Source organism: Pseudomonas migulae (assembly GCF_024169315.1).
GTDB lineage: Bacteria > Pseudomonadota > Gammaproteobacteria > Pseudomonadales > Pseudomonadaceae > Aquipseudomonas > Aquipseudomonas migulae_B.
Genome location: NZ_JALJWR010000001.1, coordinates 1,187,728 through 1,212,891, shown reverse-complemented (window position 1 = coordinate 1,212,891; position 25,164 = coordinate 1,187,728). Strand labels below are relative to the sequence as shown.

20 protein-coding genes are annotated in these 25,164 nt (G+C 61.5%); 9 read left to right on the top strand and 11 right to left on the bottom strand.

The annotated features are described in order from the left end of the window. Positions 1–207 precede the first annotated feature (207 nt). The 5 genes from J2Y86_RS05520 to J2Y86_RS05500 all read left to right on the top strand — a co-directional run bounded on the left by J2Y86_RS05520 (position 208) and on the right by J2Y86_RS05500 (position 5,223). The gene (locus J2Y86_RS05520; RefSeq protein ID WP_253428721.1) at positions 208–1,125 is read left to right on the top strand and encodes a LysR family transcriptional regulator; all 918 of its coding nucleotides are present in this window, start codon (positions 208–210) and stop codon (positions 1,123–1,125) included. A gap of 113 nt (positions 1,126–1,238) precedes the next feature. Beyond that, positions 1,239–1,883 carry a DsbA family oxidoreductase gene (locus tag J2Y86_RS05515; RefSeq protein ID WP_253428720.1) on the top strand — a complete coding sequence of 215 codons (645 nt, stop codon included), beginning with the start codon at positions 1,239–1,241 and terminating at the stop codon, positions 1,881–1,883. A gap of 35 nt (positions 1,884–1,918) precedes the next feature. After that, on the top strand, positions 1,919–3,031 hold the full coding sequence (locus tag J2Y86_RS05510) for an alkene reductase (protein WP_253428719.1): 1,113 nt from the start codon (positions 1,919–1,921) through the stop codon (positions 3,029–3,031). Between the two features lie 38 nt (positions 3,032–3,069). Further along, the gene (locus J2Y86_RS05505; protein WP_253428718.1) at positions 3,070–4,206 is read left to right on the top strand and encodes an FAD binding domain-containing protein; all 1,137 of its coding nucleotides are present in this window, start codon (positions 3,070–3,072) and stop codon (positions 4,204–4,206) included. 117 nt (positions 4,207–4,323) lie between these two features. Beyond that, positions 4,324–5,223 carry a LysR family transcriptional regulator gene (locus tag J2Y86_RS05500; RefSeq protein WP_253428717.1) on the top strand — a complete coding sequence of 300 codons (900 nt, stop codon included), beginning with the start codon at positions 4,324–4,326 and terminating at the stop codon, positions 5,221–5,223. A 21-nt stretch (positions 5,224–5,244) separates the two neighbouring features. On the opposite strand, the gene J2Y86_RS05495 is transcribed toward J2Y86_RS05500, so the two are convergent. From J2Y86_RS05495 to J2Y86_RS05445, 11 genes are all read right to left on the bottom strand, one after another. Then, positions 5,245–6,291, bottom strand: a complete 1,047-nt coding sequence (locus tag J2Y86_RS05495; protein ID WP_253428716.1) for an ABC transporter substrate-binding protein — start codon at positions 6,289–6,291, stop codon at positions 5,245–5,247. A gap of 40 nt (positions 6,292–6,331) precedes the next feature. Beyond that, positions 6,332–7,384, bottom strand: coding sequence for an ABC transporter substrate-binding protein (locus J2Y86_RS05490; protein WP_095129331.1), 1,053 nt, complete (start codon positions 7,382–7,384; stop codon positions 6,332–6,334). Positions 7,385–7,601: 217 nt separating this feature from the next. Continuing rightward, complete coding sequence (locus tag J2Y86_RS05485; RefSeq protein ID WP_253428715.1) at positions 7,602–9,365, bottom strand: ABC transporter ATP-binding protein; 1,764 nt, start codon at positions 9,363–9,365, stop codon at positions 7,602–7,604. 76 nt (positions 9,366–9,441) lie between these two features. Next, entirely contained in the window at positions 9,442–10,041 is a 600-nt protein-coding gene (locus J2Y86_RS05480; RefSeq protein WP_253428714.1) for a nitroreductase family protein, read from the bottom strand. Positions 10,042–10,066: 25 nt separating this feature from the next. After that, a complete protein-coding gene (locus J2Y86_RS05475) occupies positions 10,067–11,935 on the bottom strand; it encodes an extracellular solute-binding protein (RefSeq protein WP_253428713.1) in 1,869 nt (622 codons plus the stop codon). A 23-nt stretch (positions 11,936–11,958) separates the two neighbouring features. Then, a complete protein-coding gene (locus tag J2Y86_RS05470) occupies positions 11,959–13,560 on the bottom strand; it encodes an ABC transporter ATP-binding protein (protein WP_253428712.1) in 1,602 nt (533 codons plus the stop codon). After that, positions 13,560–14,702, bottom strand: coding sequence for an ABC transporter permease (locus J2Y86_RS05465; RefSeq protein ID WP_253428711.1), 1,143 nt, complete (start codon positions 14,700–14,702; stop codon positions 13,560–13,562). The genes J2Y86_RS05470 and J2Y86_RS05465 overlap by 1 nt, the downstream gene beginning before the upstream one ends. Further along, positions 14,702–15,763 (bottom strand): microcin C ABC transporter permease YejB, encoded by a 1,062-nt coding sequence (locus tag J2Y86_RS05460; RefSeq protein ID WP_253428710.1) that lies wholly within the window; start codon positions 15,761–15,763, stop codon positions 14,702–14,704. Before J2Y86_RS05460 ends, J2Y86_RS05465 begins: the two co-directional genes overlap by 1 nt. Positions 15,764–15,843: 80 nt before the next feature. After that, entirely contained in the window at positions 15,844–17,187 is a 1,344-nt protein-coding gene (locus tag J2Y86_RS05455) for an LLM class flavin-dependent oxidoreductase (protein ID WP_253428709.1), read from the bottom strand. A 129-nt stretch (positions 17,188–17,316) separates the two neighbouring features. Continuing rightward, positions 17,317–17,991: a class II aldolase/adducin family protein gene (locus tag J2Y86_RS05450; protein WP_253428708.1), complete on the bottom strand. Its 675-nt coding sequence runs from the start codon at positions 17,989–17,991 to the stop codon at positions 17,317–17,319. 38 nt (positions 17,992–18,029) lie between these two features. Then, positions 18,030–19,079 (bottom strand): ABC transporter substrate-binding protein, encoded by a 1,050-nt coding sequence (locus tag J2Y86_RS05445; protein ID WP_253428707.1) that lies wholly within the window; start codon positions 19,077–19,079, stop codon positions 18,030–18,032. A gap of 632 nt (positions 19,080–19,711) precedes the next feature. Between J2Y86_RS05445 and J2Y86_RS05440 the strand changes: the two genes are divergently transcribed. From J2Y86_RS05440 to J2Y86_RS05425, 4 genes are all read left to right on the top strand, one after another. Continuing rightward, on the top strand, positions 19,712–22,129 hold the full coding sequence (locus J2Y86_RS05440) for a TonB-dependent receptor (protein ID WP_253428706.1): 2,418 nt from the start codon (positions 19,712–19,714) through the stop codon (positions 22,127–22,129). A 239-nt stretch (positions 22,130–22,368) separates the two neighbouring features. Then, the gene (locus J2Y86_RS05435) at positions 22,369–23,454 is read left to right on the top strand and encodes a sigma-54 interaction domain-containing protein (RefSeq protein ID WP_253428705.1); all 1,086 of its coding nucleotides are present in this window, start codon (positions 22,369–22,371) and stop codon (positions 23,452–23,454) included. An 86-nt stretch (positions 23,455–23,540) separates the two neighbouring features. Continuing rightward, a complete protein-coding gene (locus tag J2Y86_RS05430; protein ID WP_253428704.1) occupies positions 23,541–24,353 on the top strand; it encodes an energy transducer TonB in 813 nt (270 codons plus the stop codon). Positions 24,354–24,438: 85 nt separating this feature from the next. After that, positions 24,439–25,164 carry a MotA/TolQ/ExbB proton channel family protein gene (locus J2Y86_RS05425; protein ID WP_253428703.1) on the top strand — a complete coding sequence of 242 codons (726 nt, stop codon included), beginning with the start codon at positions 24,439–24,441 and terminating at the stop codon, positions 25,162–25,164.

The window sequence follows — 25,164 nt, the reverse complement described above, 5'->3', positions numbered from 1 at the left end:
TTCAATCCACCGCTTGCGATTGGCGTACGGCGACTTCTGGGAGGGAGCTTAGAGAGGGCGGTTGTGATGGAGTACCCCATCAAGGCGCAACGCTACATTGCGCCCGGCGCAACGGTGGCAGAATTAACAACCGTTAACTCGCGCCGCCTCGGCCGACGTCCAAAAATAGATCTTCAAGGAGCGTTCCGATGACATTGAAGGAGTTTCATGGACAAGCTGCTCGCGCTGAAAATGTTCGTCCAGTCGGTCGATTCGAAGGGCTTTTCGTCTGCCGCCAGACAACTCAATCTGGCCACTTCTTCAGTGACGAGAATGATCGACAGGCTTGAGGATGACCTCGGTGCCGTGCTGCTTCATCGTTCTACCCGGCAAGTCACGTTGACGGCTGCCGGTGGCGTTTACTACCTGAAAACCCGGGACATCCTGAGCGCCATGGCGGACGCAGACGAGTCGGTATCGGATCGGGGTGAAGTCCCCGCAGGACAGCTGCGCATTTCAGTGCCTGTGGCGTTTGGGCACCGCCTCATTGCCCCCCATATCTGCGCGCTGCTAGCGCGTTACCCACTGCTCATCCTCGACATGACACTGTCCGACGACATCGTCGATTTGCTCGGCGAACGCATCGATCTCTCGATCCGGCTGGGGTCGCCAGCGGCCATGGAAGCGGTGGTCAGCCGCCGCATCGGCAGCTTTCGACGCCGGGTCGTCGCCAGCGCTGAGTACCTGAATGCGCGAGGATTTCCCGACCAGCCCATGGACCTCATGCAACACGACTGCATGTGCTTCAGCTACGGCACATCGCAACAGGTCTGGACATTTACCGACAAGGGACAAGAGACCCGTGTACCCGTCGATGGGCAATTCAAGAGCAACAATGCCGAGGTCTTGCGTGACGTCGTGCTGGCCGGCAGCGGCGTGGCGCTGTTGCCCGACTGGCTGGTCGACGATGACATTGACAGCGGTCGCCTGACCGCCTTGTTCGACGCTTTTGTCGTCAATCCGAACAGCTCGAGTTCGGCGATCTCGGCCCTGTACCTGCCCAATCATCGCGGATCGAAACGTATCAATACGTTCATTGATTTCCTGACCGAATTACTCGGTTCGGACAGCCATCCCGTGGGGTGATCTCCCCACCTTTGCGTTTTACGAAACGCTGCGTTGTGCAGCCGATGGATTCTCTGACGGGGCCCGGGCCCCTACCTTGGGGGGGTGAAAACATTCAACCCATGGAGATCCTCATGAGTTTGCACGCAGCCACTGTTCACGTGATTTACGACTTCATTTGCCCTTGGTGCTGGATCGGTGAAGAGCACCTGGAACGCGCACTTGCCGCCTCGAATTTTGCAACTGACCGCCAGGTTGTTTTCCTGCCGTATCAGTTGAATCCGGACATGCCTGTTCAGGGCATGGATCGTAAAACCTATCGCTCCGGCAAATTCGGCAGCTGGGCGCGTAGCCAGGCCATGGACGCACAGGTTACCCACGCCGGTAAGGCCATCGGTCTTCAGTTCGCTTATGAGCGAGTCGAAAAAACCCCCAACACCCTGGCGGCCCATCGCCTGGTCTGGCGAGAACAACAGGCGGGCAGCGACGCTGCTTTTCTGGTCAAGGCCATTTTCAAGGCGTACTTCGGCGAAGGGCGGGACATCGGCGACCTCAAAGTGCTGGCGGACATCGCTGCCGAAGCGGGGCTGGACCGCGAGGCCATTGTCGACTTTCTCAACACCGATGAAGGCACTGCTGAAGTGTTGAAACTTGAAGCCATGACCAAGGCGTCCGGTGTGCGCTCGGTTCCGAGTATCCAGATCGCAGACGACGTGATCAGTGGCGCTCAGCCCGTCGAAGTCATGACCCGGATACTCAGACGAAACCAGGCGGCTTGAGCCGTTTTCAATCCTTATCCATTCAGGAATTCATCATGCCCCATCACTTGTTCAGCCCTATCAAACTCGGCCTGCTTTCCCTTGATCACCGCGTCGCCATGGCGCCGCTGACTCGTTCCCGGGCGGGCCAGCCGGGCAACGTCCCGACCGCGATGAACGTCGAGTACTACCGTCAGCGGGCCAGTGCCGCGTTGATCATTACCGAAGCGACGCAGATTTCGCAGCAGGGCCAGGGTTACGCCTGGACGCCCGGCATTCATAGCGCGGAGCAGATTCAGGGCTGGAAAGCGGTCAGCGAAGCCGTGCATGCAGAGGGCGGGCGCATTTTCCTGCAGCTCTGGCATGTGGGGAGGGTGTCACACCCGGTGTTCCAACCCAACGGCGGTTTGCCGGTGGCACCGACTGCGCAGCCGGTCCCCGGCAAGACGTTCATCCTGAATGAAAAGGGTGAGGGGGTCTGGGGCGATGTGCCTGTTCCCCAGGAGCTGGACATTGCGGGGATCGAAGCGATCGTCACCGACTTCCGCAAGGCCGCTCGCAATGCGCTGCTGGCCGGTATGGACGGTGTGGAGATTCATGCGGGTAACGGCTACCTGCTCGACCAGTTCATCAACAGCGCCAGCAATCAGCGCAGTGATCGCTACGGTGGAAGCATCGAAAACCGCGCGCGTCTATTGCTTGAAGTCGTGGAGGCCGTGACCGAAGAAGTCGGTGCCGAACGCGTCGCCGTTCGCCTGACACCGATGGGGCGTTTCATGGGGATGGACGATGACACCCCGGAACAGACCTTTGGCTACATCGCATCCCGACTCAATCACTGGAATCTCGCTTACCTGCACCTGGTGGAGCCGATGATGGTCGGCACCGTACTCGACGAGAGTAACGATCCACGCTGGGATGCCATCATCAAACAGCTGCGCGCGGACTTCCACGGCGTACTGATGCTGGCGGGCGGTTACACCGGCGAAACGGCCGAACAGGCCATCGCGCAGGGGCGTGCCGACCTGATCGCTTTTGGTCGCCCGTTCATTGCCAACCCCGACTTGCCGGCGCGCTTGCGTGGCCGTAACGAACTCAACCTGGCGGACGGCAGCAGCTTTTTTGGCGGCGACGCCAAGGGCTACATCGACTATCCGGTGTTGGCATAACGCAACGTGGGAATCACCCGGCTACGAGGAGAAAGCTAATGACGCGTGCAGACATTCCGAAGGCCTTGGTCATTGGTGGTTCCCTGGGCGGGCTGTTCGCCGCCACGGCGTTGCGTGCGATCGGCTGGCACGTCGATGTTTTCGAGCGATCCCCGGCTGCGATGGACAGTCGCGGCGGAGGCATCGTCCTGCAAGCGGACGTCTTGCAGCATTTTCGCTACGCGGACATCAAACATACCCATGCGCTCGGGGTCCGGTCCCATGATCGCCTGTATCTGGATCGGGCCGGCACCGTCGTGCACAAGGAGTCGATGCCGCAAACCCAGACGTCCTGGAACACTCTGTACAACTCATTGTTTTCTGCATTCCCTGCCGAGCACTATCACCGGGGTAAAACGCTGGTTGACCTAGTTCAAAATGAGCAACGCGTGACGGCGATGTTTGAAGATGGCAGCAGCGCCGAGGGCGACCTGTTGATCGGCGCCGATGGGGCAGGGTCGACCGTGCGAAGCCTGGTGTTGCCAGGGGCCGGGTATTCCTATTCAGGCTATGTGGTCTGGCGTGGTTTGGTCGATGAGCACGAACTTCCAGACTTCGCCAAGGCACAACTCTACGAGGACTTTGTGTTTCAGCAGGACCCCGAATCGCTGATGCTGGAATACATGGTGCCGGGCCTGAACGGCTCGGTTGATCCCGGCGAGCGACGGTTCAACTGGCTCTGGTATTTGAAAGCTGCGCAAGGCGCAGAACTGGACGCTGTGCTCACCGATAACAAGGGGCATCGGCGTAGCCACTCCATTCCCCCGGGCGCCTTGGCAAGGGAGCAGGAGGCTTACATCAGGAAAATGGGTGAGCAGCAGGCCAACCCGGCGTTTCGTGAACTGATTCGCCAGACCAAGGATGTTTTCGTACAGGCGATCCTTGATCTCAACGTCCCTCGAATGGTGTTTGGCCGCGTGTTGTTGACGGGGGACGCTGCCTTTGTGCCGCGCCCTCACACGGCCGGAAGCACGGCCAAGGCGGCCCGCAATGCACTGGCCCTGGCTCAAGCGATCGACGACATGGGCGACATCGATAAAGCCCTGCTGGCCTGGCAGCAACTGCAACTGGCAGAAGGCAAGCACATGGGGGATTGGGGTGTGAGCATGGGCAACCGGATCATGGGCATCACTTGATCCTGACTGGAGGTTGAGTTTTTACTCCGGTGAGTCGGGTTAAGCACAGCCATGCAAGACACCCAATGCCGGGTCATGCATAGTCATCACCATTACTTTCGATCCTGGACTTCGCTCATGGACAAGTTACTGGCGCTGAAAATGTTTGTCGAAACGGTACGCTGCGGTGGTTACTCGGCCGCCGCGCGCAAGCTCGGCATTTCTACTTCGTCAGTGACGCGACAGGTCGCGGGGCTGGAAAGTGAGCTGGGCGCCAGCCTGCTTAACCGCACCACGCGCAACACCAGTGTCACGGTGGCGGGGCAGCACTATTTCGAGAAAGCAGTGGCGATACTCGAGGCCATCGACGAGGCCGATGCCGTCGTTGCCGACCGTGGCAGCGAAGCCCAGGGACGATTACGCGCCAGCGTCCCGGTGGAATTCGGCCGGCGTATCATCGCCCCTCATCTGGGGCGACTGCTTGAGCGCCATCCTGGCCTGGAGATCAGCCTGTCGTTGAGCGACGAGGTCAGTGACCTGCTCAGCGAGCAAATCGATGTGTCCGTGCGTCTCGGTTCTTCGGTCGTCAGTGATGACATCGTCAGCAAGAAAGTGGGTGATTTCCAGCGTTGGGTGGTGGCGAGTCCCGAGTACCTGATGCGGACCGGATTACCCCGACACCCCCGTGATCTGTTGGAGCATCAATGCTTGCGCTTTGATTACCGCATGGGCCACCACAACTGGACATTCCAGGGCGTCGAAGAAATCATCCGCTTGAATGTGCAGGGGCGGCTGCAAAGCAACAACGCCGACATCCTGCGGGAGGCCGCGTTGGCGGGTGGCGGGGTGACGCTGCTGGCCGATTGGCTGGTGCGTGACGATGTTGGCGCCGGTCGGTTGACCCGCGTGCTGGAGCAGTATGAAGTCAACCCAGGCAGTGCGAGCACCTGCATCAACGCGCTGTATCTGCCCAACCATCGCGGCTCCAGTCGCATCAATGTGTTCATAGAATTTCTCCAGGAAATACTCGCCCCCTGAGCACGTCGTGTGCAACGGGAGTCAAATCCCCCGACAAACCTCCTCCAGTGGACGCGGATCAATCCAGTCGCGGACGTCGAAACGTTGGGGGATGAAGTCCCAGCGCTGGAGGAAGTCCGTCAGGTGTTGCAGGGCGGTGATCGAGGTTTCGTCGAGGGCGGTTCGCAAGCGGCGATGGGCATCCTCGCCGTACGCAGCCGCGACCCAATATTCGCTGGTGTTCAGTTCACGAGCGAGGAATCGCCGGGTCTCTTCAGGGTGGGCCCAAGCCCAGCGTTCGGCATGCAGCACGCTGTCGACGATGCACCGCGCGGCGTCGAAATGCTCATCCAGCAACTGCTGGTCCACCGTCAGGGTGCGCGGCGTGCCGATGTTGGCGCGGATCAGCGGGTCGGGGTGGGAGCCGGTGTCGACCACCACGTGCAGGCCGAACTCGTCCGCCAGTTGCAGGCCATGGGCGCCTTTGAGGAAGATAGCATCGACATCGCCATGCAACAGGCCGATCAGCTCCTGGTTGCGCCGACGCACGCGGTTGCCGTGCAGCCGGATCTGGGCGCCGAACACGTGGCGAACCGGGGTGTCGCTGTGAGTGCCGCCGTAGGGGTAGTCGACCAGATCGACGTCGGCGACTTCAAGGCCTTCCAGGCTCAGCGCATTTTCCAGGCCACGCAAGGCGCTGGCGCGGTTGAAATCGATTTTCACGTTGGCCCATTTGGGCAGGCCGAAACGCCGGTCTTTCAAGTCGCGGATGGTTTTCACCGGACTGTCCGGGTTGCTCACGATCAGTTGGACTTCGTCGCTCCAGGACAAACCGATGACCCGGGTCTGCACACCGGTTGAACGCGCCCAGATGGCGGGCGTGTTGCCGCCATGCCGGACGGAATTGGGCAAGTGGTGATCAAAGTGCGCTTCGCGAATTTCCCGGTCATTGGATTCGCGCAACGCCTGGATGTTGGTCCCGAAAGGACGAAACGCCGCGGCCAGTCGGCCGGATTCGACGGCAATCCCCAGCCCGGTGGGAACCGGGCTGTGGGTATACCAGAGGGTATCAAGGAAGTGGGTGCTCATGAGGCCTGCTTGTGGGAAAGGTCTTGTCGAGCCCGGGGCATCAGCCGGCCAGTGCGGTGGCTGAGCGCAAGGATTCCAGTGGACGCGGGTCGATCCAGTCGCGGACCGAAAAGCTCTGCGGGATGAAATTCCAGCGCTGCAGGAAGTCGGTGAAGTCCTGCAGGCCGAGGATCGAGTTTTCATGCAGGTTGGTGCGCAGGCGCTGGTGGGCATCCTCACCATAGGCCGCGGTGACCCAGAACTCGCTGCTGTTGGTTTCCCTGGCCAGGTAGCGCCGGGTGTCCTCGGGGTTGTTCCAGGCCCAGGTCTCGGCACGCAGCACCGAGTCGAGAATGCCGACGGCGGCATCGTAATGGTGATCGAGCAAATGCAGGTCGACACTCAAGGTGCGCGGTGTGCCGTTGTTGGCGCGGATCAGCGGCTCCGGGTGCGAGCCGGTGTCGATCACCGTGTGCAGGCCGAACTGATGGGCGACGTGTGCAGCGGAGGCGCCCTTGAGGAAGATCGCATCCACTTCACCGCGTAGCAGGCCGACCAGTTCCGCGTTCTGCCCGCCGTTGCGTCGACCGCCGAAGGTGCTGATGCCGGCCACGGTTTGCGCGGCTTCATCGCTGTGGGTGCCACCGCGCAGGTAGTCCACCAGTTCGACATCGCTGACTTCCAGGCCTTCGAGCTTCAGCGCGTTTTCCAGACCGCGAATGGCCTGGGCACGGGAGAAATCGATCTGCGCGTTGGCCCACAGCGGCAGGCCGAATTTGCGTCCCTTGAGGTCCTTGGCGGTCTTGATCCCGCTGTCCGGCAGGGTCAGGATCAATTGCACCTCATCCTGCCAGGACAGGCCGATCACTCGGGTTTCGCGGCCGCTGGCACGGGCCCAGATGGCCGGAATGTTGCCGCCGTGGCGCACCGAATTCTGCAGGGTATGGTCGAAGTGCGACTCGCGCACGGCCTGGTTTTCCGATTCGCGCAGGGACTTGATCGCGGTGCCCTGGGCATTCAGGGTCTGCTCCAGCCAGCCTTTCTGCACGGCAATACCAAGACCGGTGGGCACCGGGCAGCGGGTGTACCAGAGGGTATCCAAAGCTTGACTCATGTGTTCGTTTCCTTTGCGTTGACGAAGGGCCCAAACGCGATTGCGTCCGGTGGTTACAGCAATAATTGCAACCCCTGTGCCAGTCTCTTGTGTCGGGTTGGAAGCCCCGTGATTCGGGGCTTTCAGTGCCGAGGACTGGTGTTCGGGGCGGGCGGTTGCGTTGCCAGCAACACAGCAACAGCAGCAGTTGTCTGGGGGCCAGCAAGGTTGCACCCGCTCAGTTGGCTACAGCCGGTCGGCCCTGACTCTGCAGGGCAAACAACCGGGAATAGAAACCACCTTCCAATGCCGCCAGATCGCTGTGGCGACCGCGCTCCAGCACTTCGCCATTGCGCATCACCAGAATCAGATCGGCATTCATCACGGTGCTCAAACGGTGGGCGATGATCACCGAGCTGCGGCCGCTGATCAGTTGTTCCAGGCCCCTTTGCACCAGGTGCTCGGACTCGGAATCGAGGGCGCTGGTGGCTTCGTCGAGGATGATCAGTTGCGGGTCCTTGAGGATCGCCCGGGCAATGGCGACCCGTTGCTTTTCACCACCGGAGAGCTTGATGCCGCGCTCGCCGACCAGGGTCTCGTATTGGTTTTCCATGCGCTGGATAAACTCGTCGGCATGGGCCGCGCGCGCCGCTTCACGGACCTTCTCGATGGTCGCTCCGGGGCGGGCGAACGCGATGTTTTCGCCGATGCTGTCGTTGAACAACGCCACGTCCTGCAACACCACGCCCATCATTGCGCGCACGCTGCGTTGCTGATAGTCGCGCAGGTCGATGCCATTGATCAGGATCCGGCCTTCGCTGACATCGTAGAAACGCATCAGCAGTTTGACGATGGTGGTTTTTCCGCTGCCACTGGTGCCCACCAGGGCCAGGGTACGGCCGGCTTCCAAGTGGAAGGACACGTGCTTGAGTGCGTACTCTTCTTTGCCCGGGTAACGGAAACCGACGTCGTCGAAGATGATGCTGTCCAGCCGGGTCAGGGGAATCGCATCCGGCCGGTCGGCATGCTCGGCGGCAATGTCCAGCAACTCGATCAGGCGCTCGGCATTGCTCTCGATCTCCCCGGCCTGGTTGATCTGCCGGGCGATGGGCGCGATGTTGTTGATCAGGTTTTGGGTCAGGGTCAGGATCAGCAGGATATCGCCGGTTGTGAAGCGCCCTTGCAAGGCGCCATGCACCGTCAACGCCACGGCGATGAACACGCCGAAGGTGTTGATCAGGTTCAGCACCTGTTCCGAGCGCCACTCGGTGGTGTGCAGCTTGCCGCGGGTGATCAGCCATTCGGCCTGGGTGTCGTCATAGCGCTGCTTGACCGCCGGCTCGCCACCGAAACTGCGCACGGTGGAAATGTTCCCGACCATCTCCGCCAGCAGTCCGGTCATGCGTCCGGCCAGGGCCTGCCAGCCGCGCCGATAGGGGCGAGTCCAACCGACGGTGCGGTAGGAGATCCAGAAGTTGAGCAGCAACACGCCGGTCATGATCGCGCCCACCAGCGGTGCCTTGACCAGCAGCACCGTGATGATGAAAAGCATTTGCAGGATGTTCGCCAGGGTGCCTTCGGTCAGCGACGACAGCCACATGGTGATGCTGGTGATGTTGCCGAAGCGGTCCATGATTTCACCGACCCGGGTCTTCTCGAAGTAGTCGATGGACTTCTGCGTCATGTTGTCGAAGACGCGCTGGCGAAAGGTACTGACGGTATCCAGCCAGAGATCGTCGGCCTGTTTGTTTTGCAGGGCGCCGAACACCACGACCCCCAGGCGCAGGGCAAAGAAGATGCTCAGCAGTACGGTCACGCTCCAGGTCGCCTCCTCCTTGCTGATGGTGCCGGCGAGCAGTTGCGCGATGGCGTCGACGATGAACTTGTAGAGATAGGGCGTGGCCGTGCCGATGAACCCGAGGATGGTGCCGACGGCGATGACGCCGATCACCCGTCCACGGTATTCGGGGATGAACTGAATGGTGCGCCAGAGGTTTTTCATAGGGTTTCTTGTCGATCAAAGGCTGATAGGGGGCATCGCGACGTCAGTCGTGCCTGCGCTTGTACGGTGCTGTCGGTCAGGTCGCTTCGAAAGCAAAACGTCCTTCGGCGACGACGTTCGGCAGCGGATGGCGCGGGGTTGGCTGTTCCCGTGCCTGCAGTTCAATGGACAGGGTTTCCCGGGCGGCCTGTCTGCCGATGGCGATGGCGATTTCCACCTGATAACCCTCCGGCACACCGAGCACTTCGCGGGCCTTGTCACGATCAAAGCCGCCGATGGCATGGCTGCGCCAACCGGCGTGCTCGGCTTGCAGGGCCAGGCTGGCCCAGGCTGCACCGGCGTCCAGCGAATGGCTGCGCAGGTGGGTGGCTTCACTCGCACCGGGACGCCAATGGCTGGTTTTCGACACCAGCACGATCAGCGCCGAGGCCTTGGCCGCCCAGCGCCGATTGTTCTCGTTGAGCAACTCGAGCAACGAGCCCCAATGTGCGGAGTCGTTGCGCGCATAGATAAAGCGCCAGGGCTGCGAATTGTTCGCCGAAGGTGCCCAGCGCGCCGCCTCGAACAGGCTGTCGAGCGTGCCTTGGTCGATTGGCTCGCCGGTGAAGGCACGGGGCGACCAGCGATTGATGAACAGCGGATGAATCGCGTGGGTGGACTGTCGGGTCTGGGACATGGCAAGGCCTCGAAAATGGGATGGGTCAGCGTTTGGCGGTCAGGGGATTGGCGGTCTTGTCCCACCAGGTGGCGATCACCCACTCGTTGGCGCCGTAATACAGCGGCAGGGTTTGCGGCTGTTGCAGGCGCTGGTTGTAGATGAAGTAGTGCTTGTCCAGGTAGCGCCAGGGGATCACGTAGTGGCTGTGCATCAGCACCCGGTCGAGGGCATGGGCGGCGGTCTGTTGCGCTGGCAGGCTGTCGGCTTCGAGCAGGTTCTTGATCAGGCCGTCGACTGCCGCGGACTTCACTCCGGTGATATTTTCCGACCCCGGCCGATCGGCATCCCGGCTGTTGAAGTTGCGCCACAGTTCGTCACCGGGCATGCGCGCCTCACGCAAGGCGAGGGTGGTGTAGTCGTATTCGAAATGGGTCATCTGTTTGCGGCTGGTGGCGGCGTCGGTCAGGCGCTTCTTCACCACCACGCCGATCTTGCTCAGGTTGAGGTAGATCGGATCGGTAAAGGGGCTTTGCGCGCGGGTGCCGGCCACTTCGAGAATGAACGGCTCGCCCTTGGCGTTGCGCAACACGCCGTCGCGGTTATGCCAACCGGCGGCGGCAAACAGGTCCAGGGCCTTGGTCAGGTTCTGCCGGACGCTGGCCGGCGCCTTGGTCGACGGCTGCACCAGCATCGGGCCGAACACCTCCGGCGGTATCTGCCCACGGTAAGGCTCCAGCAGCTTCAGCTCGTCGGCACTGGGCAAACCCGTGGCGGCCAACGGGCTGTTGGCGAAAAAGCTGTCGACCCGCTTGAACTCGTTATCGAAAATCTTCTGGTTGATCCATTCGAAGTCCAGGGCGTAGTTCAGCGCCTCGCGCACTCGCGGGTCCTGGAAGCGCTCCTTGCGCAGGTTGACCACCCAGCCATTCATGGCCGGCGGGTTGCGATGGGGGAACTCACGCTTGATCAACTCGCCTTTATCGAAGCGCTTGCCGATGTATTGGCAGCACCAGTAGCGCATTTGGGTTTCGCTGATGAAGTCATAATCGCCGGCACGCAGGGCTGCAACCTGGGTGTCGCGGTCCTTGTAGAGTTTGTAGTCGATGCTGTCGAAGTTGAACGAACCGCGGCGCACCGGCAGGTCGCTGGCCCAATAGTCGGGATTGCGTCGATAGACGATGCTGCGTCCGCTGATGGCCTTGTCGATCCGGTAGGGACCGCTGGCGATCGGCTGTTCGAAGCGCAGTTCGTCGAACGCCACGGTCTGGCCGTCGGCCTGCAACCCCCACTTGGGCGAGAACACCGGCAGGCTGCCGGCGATGAACGACAGGTCACGGCCCTTGCGCTTGAACTCGAAACGCACCCGCAGTGGGTCCAGGATCACCACCCGCTCGATTTCGCCGAAGTAGGCTTTGAAGCGCGGGCTGGCCTTGCCACCGGTGAGCGTCTGGAACGAATACAGCACGTCGGCGGCGGTCACCGGATCGCCATTGGAGAAACGCGCCTTGGGGTTGAGGTGAAACTCCACCGCGCCGAAGTCCGGGGCCACCTGGATATCGTCGGCGAGCAAGCCGTATTGGGTATTCATTTCGTCGAGGCCGTTGATGGTCAGGGTTTCGAACACCAATTCCAGCAACCCCGGCGGCGGCGTGCCGCGCAGGCTGTAAGGGTTGTATTTGTCGAAGCTGCTGTTGGTGGCGACCAGCGACATGGACAGGCTGCCACCCTTGGGTGCCTGGGGATTCACATAATCGAAGTACTGGAAATCCGCCGGGTATTTAGGCGTGCCGAATTGCGCGACCGCATGGGCCGCCGAAGCCGGTGACGCGGTACCCAGCAGCACAGCGGCGAACGTCATGCCCTGGGCCAGGCGATTCAGGGGCTGCAACAACGGGAGTCTGAACACTTTCATAAGCACTGCTTCCATGAACCGGATTACAACGAGGCCTGAACCAGACGTTGGGTATAGGGGTGCCGGGGATTGGCGATCAGGCTGGCAGTGTCCCCGGACTCGACGATCACCCCGTCCTTCATGACATACAGGCGGTGCGCCAGGGCATTGACCACCGCCAGGTCATGGCTGATCAGCACATAACTCAGGGCGTGTTTTTTCTGCAGGCTGACCAGAAGTTGCAGCACCTGGTTCTGGATCGAGACGTCGAGGGCCGAAGTCGGCTCGTCCAGCACCACCACCCGCGGCTTGAGCACCAACGCCCGGGCAATGGCGATGCGCTGGCGCTGACCGCCGGAAAACTCGTGGGGGTAACGGGTCAGGGCGCTGGTGGGCAGGCCGACTTCGCCCAGCACTTCGACGATGCGCTGCAAGCGTTGCGCGGCATTCAGTTCGGGGAAGTGCAGGGCCAGTCCTTCGCCGACGATCTGCGCCACCGTCTGCCGCGGCGAAAGCGAGCCGTACGGGTCCTGGAACACCACCTGCAACCGGGCGCGCAAGGCACGCTTCTGTTGTCGGGTACGCTGGCTGATAGGGATGCCGTCGAATGCCAGTTCACCACCCTGCACCGGGATCAGGCTGAGAATGGCCTGGGCCAGGGTCGATTTTCCCGAGCCGGATTCACCGACCACGCCTATGGTTTCACCAGCCTTCAACGAGACTTCGGCACCTTCCAGGGCGATGTAGCGCTCATGGCCGAACCAGCCGCGCCAACCCGGGCGTTTCTTCGGATACTCCACGCGCAGCCCCGAGGTTTGCAGCAAGGTCGCGGCGTCGTTGGCGATCGCTTCGATCTGCCGTTGCGGGCGGCTGTTGAGCAGCTTGATGGTGTAGGGATGTTGCGGATTGGCGAACAGTGCAGCGGTTTCGTTGCTCTCCACCAGCTTGCCGTGTTCCATCACGGCCACGCGCTGGGCAAAGCGCCGCACCAGGTTGAGGTCGTGGGTGATCAGCAAAATCGCCATGCCCTGGCCATCGCCGCGGGCGAGTTCTTCGTCCTGCAGATCCAGCAGCAGTTGCACGATGCGTGCACGCACAGTCATGTCCAGCGCGGTGGTCGGCTCGTCGGCGATCAGCAGTTTCGGCCGGCAGGCCAGCGCCATGGCGATCACGGCCCGCTGCAACTGGCCACCGGACAACTGATGCGGATAGCTGTCGACCCGTCGTTCCGGCTCGCGAATGCCGGTGCGGGCGAGCAGGGCGATGGTTCTTTCCCGGGCCTCGCGCGGGGTCAGGCCTTCGTGCAGTTGCAGGGTCTCGATGATCTGTTCACCGATGCTGAACAGGGGGTTCAGCGCCGACATCGGCTCCTGGAAAATCATCGCCACGTCGCGCCCGCGAATCTGCCGGATCTGCGTTTCGGATTTTTCCAGCAACTCCTGGCCTTCCAGGCGAATGCTGCCTTGAATCCGCGCCTGGGCGAGCAGGCGCAGGATCGACAGCGCCGTCACGGTTTTCCCCGAGCCGGATTCGCCGACCAGCGCCAGGCGTTCGCCGGGCTGGATCTGCAGGTTGAGGTCATCGACCACCCGGCGGTTGCCGAGGCTGATCGTCAGGTGTTCCAGGCTCAGCAAGGGCGTGCTCATCAGAGGTTCTCCGCCAGCGGTTTGTCGGCGATGCGGGTATCAAGGGCGTTGCGCAGGGCTTCACCCATGAAGGTCAGGAGCAACAGGGTCAGCATCAGCACGCCGAAGGCCGACACGGCGATCCACCAGGCATCGAGGTTCTCCTTGCCCTGCAGCAGCAACTGGCCAAGGCTCGGCGCCGGTGCCTCGACGCCCAGGCCGAGAAAGTCCAGGCTGGCCAGCGCCATGATCGCCGCGCTCATGCGAAACGGCAGGAAGGTGATCACCGGCGTCAGGCTGTTGGGCAGGATGTGCCGCCAGATGATCTGGGCATGGGACAGGCCCATGGCCCGCGCGGCCTTGACGTATTCCAGCTGACGATTACGCAGGAACTCGGCACGCACGAAATCCGACAGATAAATCCAGCCGAACAGCGACAGCAGTACGCAGAGCAGAATCAGGCTCGGCTCGAAGATCGAGGCGAAGATGATCAGCAGGTACAGCTCCGGCAGGGATCCCCAGACCTCGATCAGGCGCTGGGTGAACAGGTCAATCTTGCCGGCGAAGTAACCCTGCACGGCGCCGATCAACACCCCGAGCACCGTGCCGATGAAGGTCAGCGCCAGGCCGAAGGTTACCGAGACCCGGAAGCCATAGAGCAGCCGGGCAATGATGTCGTAGCCGGCGATATCGGTGCCCAGCAGATTTTCTGCGGTGGGTGAGCCGGGGTAATGCACGGCGTTGGAGAAGTAGTTGAGGGTGTCGTAGTAATAGGGGTTGAGCGGGTACAGCGCGAAGTTCCCCGGCTGTGCCAGTTGCTCGCGGATAAACGGGTCGTTGTAGTCGGCGTGAATCGGCAACTGGCCGCCGAAGACCGCTTCCGGGTAGTCCTCGAACAACGGGAAATACCAGTGCTGCTGGAAATAGATCAGCAGCGGCTTGTCGTTGCTGATCAGCTCGCCCCCCAGGCTCAACAGGTACAACGAGGTGAAAATGATCAGGCTCCAGTAACCCAGGCGGTGCTGCTTGAAACGCAACCATACGCGCCGGCCAGGTGTGAGGGCGGGGGCCAGGTCGGTATCCGCGACCGGGGCCCGAAGGTAGGGTGGGCGCTGCCAGAAGCGGCGCCAGATCGAGGGTGGTGCAACAGTTTGCGAAGTCATCAGGCCACCTGGGCGTCGAATTTGATCCGTGGGTCCACCAGCACATAGGCGATGTCGCCCACCAGCTTGGTCAGCAGGCCGATCAGCGTGAGCAGGTAGAGGCTGCCCAGGACAACCGGGTAGTCACGGCTGTTGATCGACTCGTAGGACAGCAGGCCCAGCCCGTCCAGGGAGAACAGGGTTTCGATCAGCAGGCTGCCGGTGAAAAAGGCCGCGATGAAGGCGCCGGGAAAACCGGTCACCAGCGGCAGCAAGGCATTGCGAAAAACGTGCTTCCACAACACCCGGCGTTCCGAGAGACCTTTGGCCCGGGCGGTGAGCACGTACTGCCGACTGATTTCCTCGAGGAAGGTGTTTTTCGTCAGCAGGGTTTTCAGGGCGAAGGTGCTGATCACCGAGGCCGCGACCGGCAAGGTGATGTGCCACAGGTAGTCGGTGAATTTGCCGATGCTGCTCAGTTCGTCCCAGTTGTCCGAAGTCAGGCCGCGCAGCGGGAACACGTCCCAGAACGAACCGCCGCCGAACAGCACGATCAACAGCACGCCGAGGACGAAACCGGGGATCGAATAGCCGGCGAGAATCAGCAGGCTGCTGATCAGGTCGAAGCGGCTGCCGGCGCGCACCGCCTTGGCCACGCCCAGCGGCACCGAGATCAGGTAGGTCAGGACAAAGGTCCAGATCCCCAAAGACACCGAGACCCCGAGCTTGGACTTGATCAGCTCCCAGACGCTCTCGTTGCGAAAGTAACTTTGCCCCAGGTCGAACTGCAGGAAGTTCTTCAGCATCATCACGTAGCGCTCGCCGACCGGTTGATCGAAACCGTACTGGCGCGTCAGGTGCACCACCTGTTGTTCGTCGATGCCCTGGCGCCCGCTGTAGCTCCAGCCGCTGCTGGCCACGCCACCTTCGGCACCGGAGCGGGCGCTCTGCTGGTCGAGGTTGCTCAGCACTTGCTCGACCGGACCGCCCGGGACGAATTGCGTGACCAGGAACGTCAGGGTCAGGACCCCGAACAGCGTGGGGATCATCGCCAGCAGGCGAGTCAACAGGTAATACAGCATGGCGTCGGTTCCAGCGTCGGTGAGAAAAACGACTTGCGCCGCAGCCGGCGGCAGAAGTCGGTACGGCTTCCATGACTAGCTCAAGCGCTGCGGGTATCGCGAGGATTGCCCGGGCGTTTCAGGCCGAGGTTTTCGCGGAAGGTCTTGCCTTCGTATTCGGTACGGAAGATCCCGCGTCGCTGCAGTTCCGGGACGACCAGCCGGGTGAAGTCCTCGAAGCCCTGGGGCAAGTAGGGCGGCACCACGTTGAAGCCGTCAGCGCCGCGTTCGACGAACCACTGTTCGATGATGTCGGCCACGGTCTTGACCGAACCGATGGCCTGGAGATGGCCGCGCGAGACGCGGAAACGCAGGACCAGCTCACGGATCGACAGGTTCTCCCGGCGAGCCAGGTCCAGTTGTTGCTGGAATCGCCCCTTGCCGTTGGCTTCTGCCTGGTAGGGCAGGTCGGGCAGGGGACCGTCCACCGGGTAGCCGGACAGATCGAAGCCGCCAAAGCTGATGTTGCTCACGTCCACCAGCTGCTGCAGTTCGTTGAAACGGTCCTGGGCTTCCTGATCGGACTCGGCGACCACCACCGATAGGCCCGGGGTGATTTTCAGCTGGTCTTCGTCGCGTCCGTATTTCGCCATGCGGCCTTTCAGGTTGGCGTAATAGGCTTTGGCCACGTCCAGCGACTGGGCCGAGGCGTAGGTCATCTCCGCTTCGCGAGCGGCGAATTCGAGCCCGGTTTCCGAGTTGCCAGCCTGCACGATGACCGGGTAACCCTGGAGCGGGCGGGGGAAATCCAGCAGTCCTTCGGCGTCGAAGTACTTGCCCTTGTGGTTGACCGGATGTGCCGAACGGGTTTCGTAGAACACCCCGGCCTGGCGATCCGGATTGTCGAAAGCGTCGTCATCCCAGGTGTCCCACAGGGCCTTGGTGACGGCGATGAATTCGGCGGCGCGCTCGTATCGTTCTTCGTGGGAGCGCGGCTCGTCGATGCCGAAATTCTTCGCGGTGTGCTCGGAAAACGACGAGACCACGTTCCAGCCTGCGCGACCGCCGCTCAGGTGGTCCAGGGAGGTGAACTTGCGCGCCACATGGTAGGGCGAGTCGTAGTTCGTATTGACGGTCGCCACCAGGCCGATGTGCTCGGTCACGGCGGCGATGGCGGATAACAGGGTAAAGGGTTCGAACTGATAGTTTTGCCCGCTGCGTCCAGTCTGCGGGGTGATGTCACCGGAACGGCCGATGAAGTCGGCGACGAAAAAGGTGTCGAACTTTGCGGCTTCGGCCAGCTTGGCGGCGTTGATCCACCAGGCCAGGTCCAGGCGACCGTTGCCCTGTGAACTGGGGTGGCGCCAGGCCTCGGGATGATGGCCGAAACGGTGGAGGAATACGTTCAGGGCCAGTTGGCGTTTTTTGCTGTTGTCGTGGCTCACGGGTGCGTCTCTCTGAATACGGGGCCCGAAGGTGTGCCAGGCACACCCCATGGTTTGGGTACGCAGCGCGTACCCAGGCTCTACAGCCTCTCGCCGGTCAGGGGCGCACGGCGCCCCGGATCCGCCGATTCAGCCGGTGAAGGCTTTGGATTTCTCCAGCAGGCCGGTGCGTTTCCATTGCAGTTCCAGTGCGCCCGGGGTGTATACCTGGGCGCCGCCGAGCTGCTCGGCAATCGCCTGGAAGCGCGCGGCCTCTTCGACGAAGAGGATGGTCTCGGCGGTTTTCAGGATGCCCGTGCCCCAGAAGTTGGCACCGCCATTGGATTCCAGCAGGGCCGGCGGTGGTGCCAGTTCCGGGTGCTTGTCGAGACGCTCGCGGATGACTTCCAGCGGGCTGCGGGTGCGCTCCAGATGGTTGGGGATTTCCCGTGCCAGCAGGTGTCGTGCGGCGGCCACATAAAGGATCGGGAACGGCTTGTGGGCCAGCGACCAGGCGGACAGCCACGCGGTGTGCACATGGATCACGGTGTCGGCTTCCAGGCGCGGTTCGTTGATCAGTGAACCGGGGTTTTCCGAGAAGGCCGAGACGCTGACTTTCGGTGCCTGGTCGCGCGCCAGGCCACCGGGGAAACGGATTCCCAGCAACTGGTCGGTACCGGGAATACGGTGGGAGATGTGGAAGGTCAGGCTGGCGGACAGGGTGCCGTTCTCGCGCAGGGTTTCAAAGGCGTGGACGGCATCGGCCCGGGCTTGATCGATGTAGGCGACCAGGTCGATGTCATTGGTGGTTTCGAAAGCGGACATGGTGGATCTCCAGAATAGGCTGATGCGTGGTTAAGGTTTCAGGCGGCCGCGTCGGTTCTTTCCTGCTCGACGAGTTTCTGTGCCTGCTCCAACGGGCCGCTGACGATCCAGTCGCTGACCTCGAAATCGGCTTTGAGGTAGCCCCAGTCGCGCAGGAAATTTTTCTGCACGGTCAGCCCTTCGATGTACTCGGGGGTCAATTTGGGGGTGAACGACCGGTGCACGTCCGGGCCGTGGGAGCCGATGACTTCGGCCGCCGTGGCGTTGCGGTCTTCCGGGATCAGCAGTTGCACCACTTCTTCGTGATGGGCGGCGGCCCATTCGGCGGTCCGCAGCAGTACGGCGAGGTAACGCACCACCAGTTCCGGGTGTTGCTCGAGGAACAGTCGGTCGACGGTGATCGGGCGTGGCGTGCCGTTGTTGACCCGCAGCAGCGGATCCTGCAGTTCATTGATGTTGATCACTTGATGGAAACGCGGGTCCCGGGACAGGCGATAACCGCGGGCAAAGCGCAGGAAGATCGCGTCCACAGTGCCGTTTTCCAGGGCCTCTATCGCCACGTCCGGACGCTCGTCGCGAATTTTTCGCGGGCCGTCTTCGCTGTCGTAGCTGGGGGCTTCGAGGTCGACGAAGGTGGCGTCTTCAGGGCTCAGGCCGGCCAGCGTCAGCGCCGTGGCAAAACCGTGTTGGGCAGCACCGCGCTGGAAATCGATCACGGCGTTGCTGTGCAGTGGCACACCAAGGCGCTTGCCCTTGAGGTCGGCGATTTCGCGGATGCCGCTGTCGGCGCGGGTGAGGATGCCCTGGTATTCATCGAGCCAGGTGATACCGACGACGACGGTGTCCTGGCCACTGCCTTTGGCCCAGATCGGCGGGATGTTGCCGCCTTCGCGAAACAGGCCGCTCTGCTGGTGATGGTAGTGGGCATTGCGCACGGCCAGGCTGTCCGAATCGCGCAGGGAGTGCAGCTCGGTTCCCGGAGCGGCGAACTCTTCCTGCAGCCAGTTTTTGCGGATCGCCAGCGCCGAGGCAGTGGCAGCACCGCACCGGGTATAGAACAACTTTACAGGGTTAGTGGAAGTGCTCATGGAACGTCCTCGAGTGGGATGGTGAAGATTGACATTAATCAATAGAGCACACTCCATGCCAAACTTTTAAAGGTGGGTTGTTTGAGGGTTGTGAGTATTGTTTTTGTTGTTGTTGGAAGTCGGCGAGAGGCCCGTGAAATAAGGCTTTGTGGGTTTTTTTAGAAGGTGGAATGGCGGGATTTGTTTTTGCGTGGATGAATAAGTAAATAGCGGGTAATTGCCAGGCGTTTCCAGACGCTGCTGCATAGGCAGCACTTTCCCGAAGCGATTGCTGCCAGGCAGGCAACGCACAAGCAGAAGGCGTAAAGTCCAGCAGATACGGGGTTGTGGCGACCTTGTGGTTTGGTTATTAGCTTATCTTTAAATGTCGCAGTTCATCGGCTTCAGAATTTAACTGTTTATATGGAAGAAAAACTCCAGGCCGAAGGGTGCTGGAGAATCAGCAGTCAAACAGCAGTGGGTTGTCTGGCTTGCAACATAAGTGCAACGAACTTGTTGGGGCTTTAACTTGTTTCTTTCAAGCGCTGAGTGGGTTTCAGGTGGCTAATAGCAGATGGCACAGTTTCTGCTATTTCAAGTTTGATTTTAGTTGTCAGACCCTCCACTGCCTGTGCCTGCAAAGGAAATACTTAATGTCGCGCCTGAATATACAAAGAGGCAAAGCCAGCGTTGCTTTGCTCGTTCCGGATACTTCGCGTTATTTCAAGAAAACTCTGGCTCAGGCCGTCTCCCATGCATGCATCGGTGGCCTGACGGCCAGTCTGCTGGCGGGTTCGGCCTTCGCCGCACAACCCGCCGCGAAGGCCGGCACCGAGCAGAATCCGCAGGTTGGCGAACAGGACGATCAACTGGATACGGTGGTGGTCACCGCGCAGAAGCGCTCGGAAAAACTCAAGGACGTACCGATCCCGATCACCGCGATTTCCGGTGAGGCCATCCGCGACAAGGACATCACCACCTCGACCGACGTCGAGCGTCTCGCGCCTAATCTGTCGGCCCAGTCCAGCAGCAACACCGGGGGGCGCACCGGCAAACCCCGCTGGTTCCTGCGCGGGATCGGCACCAACGATCCCAACGCCAACCAGGAAGGGCCGCTGTCGATCTACGTCGACGAAGTGGTGATCGGCCTGCAGGGCGACCAGAACTTTCCGCTGTTCGACCTGGAACGGGTCGAGGTCCTGCGTGGTCCGCAAGGCACCTTGTGGGGCAAGAACAACACCGGCGGCGCGATCCATTTCATCTCGAAAAAACCGACTTTCGAAAATAGCGGCTACACCAAGCTGGGCATCGGCAGCTACGGAAAACGAACCCTCGAAGCCGCCAGTGGCGGTGCATTGGTCGACGACAAGCTGGCGGGCCGCGCAGCCATTTATTACGAGAAAGGCGATGGCTGGGCGGACAACATCGTCACCGATGAAACCGGCCCCCAGCTGGAAGACTTCAACGGTCGCTTCCAGCTGCTGGGCAACTTCGGCGACAACCTCGATGCGCTGCTGAGCCTCAACGTGCGGGAACTGCACACCGGCAACCCGCCGAACTTTCTGGTCGGCGCCACCAGCGTCAACAACGTCACCACGCCCAACCCCGGTGGAGCCATCCGGCAGGGCGGGGGTTCCTATATCCCGCCCTATGGCGACGATCCGGACAACCGCAGTGATTTCTGGGGCGGCAAAAGTACCGGCGAGAACACCCAGGTCGGCCTCAGCCTCAAGTTGAACTGGTACCTGGAAGAAAACACCCTGACGTCGATCACCGCCTTCAGCCACGGTGATGGCGACACCGACGTGCGTGCCGGCGTGCCACCGGGAACCTTGCTCGACCAGACCAGCACCCTGGGCGATACCTCGTCCCGGCAGTTCACCCAGGAGCTGCGCTTGAGTTCTCCAGCAGATCAGCGCCTGACCTGGATGCTCGGTGCCTATTACTACGACTTGCAGGCCGACAGTGACACCAGCTCGATCCGCTTCAAGAGCGGCACCACCCAAGAACAGTACAGCAGCAGTTCCTGGGACCAGGACGCCAAGAGCTTCGCCCTGTTCGGCAACACCAAGTTCCGCTTCACTGACCGTGCGGCGCTGACCCTGGGCCTGCGCCAGACCTGGGAATCCAAGGAGATTACCGAAACCACCCTGACGGTCCAGGACACCCCTGCCAACCAGAACGTGGTGATCGTCACCCAGCCTGGGGGTACGCCGGATTCGGTCAGGGGTTCCGGACTGGTCGCGCCGCTGTCATTGAGCAAGGATGCCGACTGGAGCCAGACCACTTGGGACATCACCCCGGAGTATCGTTTCACCGATGACATTCTCGGTTATGCGCGGATCGCCACCGGTTTTCGTTCCGGCGGTTTCAACCAGGCAATCGTCAATCGGGGCATCATTGAAACCGATCCGGAAACCCTCACCGATTACGAACTGGGGCTGAAAACCAGTTGGCTCGGCGGGCGCCTGAATGCCAACGTGTCGCTGTTCTATTACGACATCAAGAACCTGCAACTCAACATCCAGCAACAGGTGCCGGGCACCACCATCACCAGCACCGCCGGCAGCTCCGACGGCCAGGTCAAGGGTGTCGAGTTCGAGATCGAAGCGTTGCCCACCGAATTCTGGCGGGTCACCACCAGTCTCGGGCTGCTGCGTGCCGAGTACACCAACTTCGAGTACACCATCGGCGGCGTGAGCCTGGATGCCAGCGGCAACAAGTTCTACCGGACACCGGAAACCTCTTTCCGATTCGATACCGACTACCGGATACCAGTTGCCATCGGCGGGCAAGTCATCCTGGGGACTGACTGGGCCTATAGAAGCCACATCTATCACAACGCCACGGTGCAGGAAGATCCGGTTCAGGAAACCCCCGACTACTGGACCGGCAACGCTCGCGTGACGTATCAGGCCGCCAGTAAAAAATGGCAGGTCACGGGCTTCGTCAACAACCTGACCGACCAATCCAACAAGGTGCTGTCGCAAATCGTCAACCAGCGCGGGGTCTATCCGACCTCCTATGTGGCGCCTCGGACATTTGGCCTGCAAACCACGATCAATTTCTGAAAAAGCAGCTTTTTGGCCGGGTGCTCACTGCTGCTCCAGCAGCCATTTGTGCGGATGGACTGTTGCTGTAGCAGCAGTCTGTCTGGATTGCTCCGGACCAGAGCCAGCGGGGGTTTCAGCCAAAACGTGGTCAAAAATTGATATTCGTTTAAGGAATATATAAATGAATTTATATGATTATTTGTATATAAAAATATACGTCACTATGAGTTCATTCTCTCGGTCCGGATAAGCCGCTCATGTCTCTCATCACTCATCCACATGCCCGTCAACTGACCAAGTCAGTGCGTGCCACGGTGCTGGTCTTCGAGGACCCGCGCTCCCAGGAATTGCTGACACGCATCGAGCGTCTGGCGCCGAGTGAGGCCAATGCATTGATCTTCGGCGAGACCGGCACTGGCAAGGAATTGGTGGCGCGGCACATCCATCGATTGAGTCGTCGTGGCGACGCGCCTTTCGTGGCGGTCAACTGCGGCGCCTTTGCCGAAACCCTGGTGGAAAGCGAACTGTTCGGCCATGAGAAGGGCGCCTTCACCGGCGCCACCACCAGCAAGGCCGGCTGGTTCGAAGCGGCGGAAGGCGGCACGTTGTTCCTCGACGAAATCGGCGACTTGCCGTTGAACATGCAGGTCAAGCTATTGCGGGTACTGCAGGAGCGCGAAGTGGTGCGCCTGGGCTCGCGGACGCCGATCCCGATCGATGTGCGGCTGGTGGCGGCGACCAACGTCAACCTGGCGGACGCGGTGGTCGCCGGGCATTTTCGCGAAGACCTGTTCTATCGCCTGCACGTGGCGACCATCCGGTTGCCGGCGCTGCGAGAGCGTCCGGGAGACATCCTGCCGCTGGCGGAATTTTTCATGGAAGAGCATTGCCAACGCCTGGGCTACAACCGCGCGACGTTGAGTGCCGACGCCGCACGCAAGCTCTTGGGCCATAGCTGGCCGGGCAACATCCGCGAGTTGGAAAACGCCATCCATCACGCCTTGCTGGTATGCCGTCATCAATTGGTGCAACCCAATGACCTGCACCTGGTGGATATGCGCAGTTCGGGCATTCGTAACGAGAGCGCTGTTCAACCCGGCCACAGCCTGCAGGGGCCGATCGATCTCGAATCAGCGTTGACGGCGCTGTTCGAAAGCAACCAGGCCAACCTCTATGAGCATATCGAGGAAACCGTGTTTCGCACGGCCTACCGCTTTTGCCACGGCAACCAATTGCAGACCGGCAGGTTGCTCGGCATCAGCCGGAATATCGTGCGCGCCCGGCTGGAGAAAATCGGTGAAATCACCCCGTCGGCTGCGAAGCCGGACGTGGATCACGTGTAGGGATCAAGGCGTCAGGACCGCGCAGGGGCGAGTCCCCGGGCACCCAGGCCTCGATATCAATTTTGAAGATCTACAGGAGTCAATCAATGGGCAATGTCCAGAGCGCCACCCGTGCCTTCGAGGTGTTCCGGCACCCGGCACCCGCTGGCGAACTGCTCGACCTTGGCCGGGTCTTCCGGCAACCCCTGGCACTGTCGCGGCTGCACAGCACGCCCAAGCGGGTGCTGAGTCGCCGCGAAGGCGTCCTGCTCGGGGTGTTCGCGCTGGTGCTGCATGGCGCGGTGATCGCCTGGGTCAACCAGAACCCACCGCCGGCACTGCCGGTGGTGCCGCCGGAGATCCCGCCGATGACCATCGAGTTCTCGCAGCCGGCACCCCCGTTGGTGGAGCCGCCACCGCCCGAGCCGATTGCGCAGCCCGTGGTCGAACCTCCGCCACCGGTTGAAGATGAGTTGGCGGTCAAGCCACCGCCACCCAAACCCGTTCCCAAACCCAAGCCCGTGGTCAAACCGGCGCCCAAACCCGTTGCCAAACCAGCGGAGCAGCCACCGGTACCGTCCGCGCCACCACAACCGGTCGCCGCGCCAGCTCCTCCGGCACCGCCCGCACCCAAACCGGTGACCCCGGCGTCGGCCAGCGCCGGTTACCTGAAAAACCCGGCGCCGGAATACCCATCGCTGGCGTTGCGTCGCGGTTGGGAAGGTACGGTGCTGCTGCGGGTGCATGTCCTGGCCAGCGGCAAACCCGGCGAGATCCAGATTCAGAAAAGCAGCGGCCGCGATCAACTCGACGACGCCGCGCTGGCAGCAGTGAAACGCTGGAGCTTCGTCCCGGCCAAGCAGGGCGATATCGCCCAGGACGGCTGGGTCAACGTGCCCATCGACTTCAAAATCAAGTAACGCAACCTGTCGACATACACCGCGGGCCACCTGACAAAAGGCGCATCGCTACAACCGATTCAATGCCTTGTTGGAGAGCCTGACCATGAACCTGATTGCATCCCCCTTCGAATCCGTCGAACACACCGTCATCTGGCTGTTGATCCTGTTTTCCGTAGCCACCTGGGGTCTCGCCCTGCTCAAAGGCGTGCAGTTCACCCGCCTGAAGACCCAGGATCGCAAATTCCACAAACACTTCTGGGCCGCGTCCAGTCTCGATTCCGCCGCTGAACTGGCCCATAGCCAACCGGGCGCAGCCGCGCGCGTCGCCCTGGCCGGTTACGCCGCGATCCAGGTACCGGAAGACGCGCAAGCCGCCGACCTGAGCCAGGCAATCAACCACCAGGACCGCCTCGAACGTGCCCTGCGCCAGCAGATCGTGCGCGAACGACGCTCGCTGGAAAGCGGCCTGGCCATCCTCGCCAGTATCGGCAGCACCTCGCCCTTCATCGGCCTGTTCGGCACCGTCTGGGGCATCATGTCCGCCTTGAAAGGTATTAGTGCCGCGGGCTCGGCGAGCCTGGAAACCGTGGCCGGGCCGATCGGCGCCGCCCTCGTAGCCACCGGCGTTGGCATCGCCGTCGCCGTGCCGGCGGTGCTGGTCTACAACTACTTCCTGCGTCGCCTGAAACTGACCGCCGCCGACCTCGATGACTTCGCCCACGACTTCTATAGCCTCGCGCAGAAAAACGCGTTCCGCGTGCTCCTGCATCCGGCATTGAGCAAGTCCGGCGCAACCGTCGCCGGGCAGAAAGTCAAGGAGGCGTCCTGA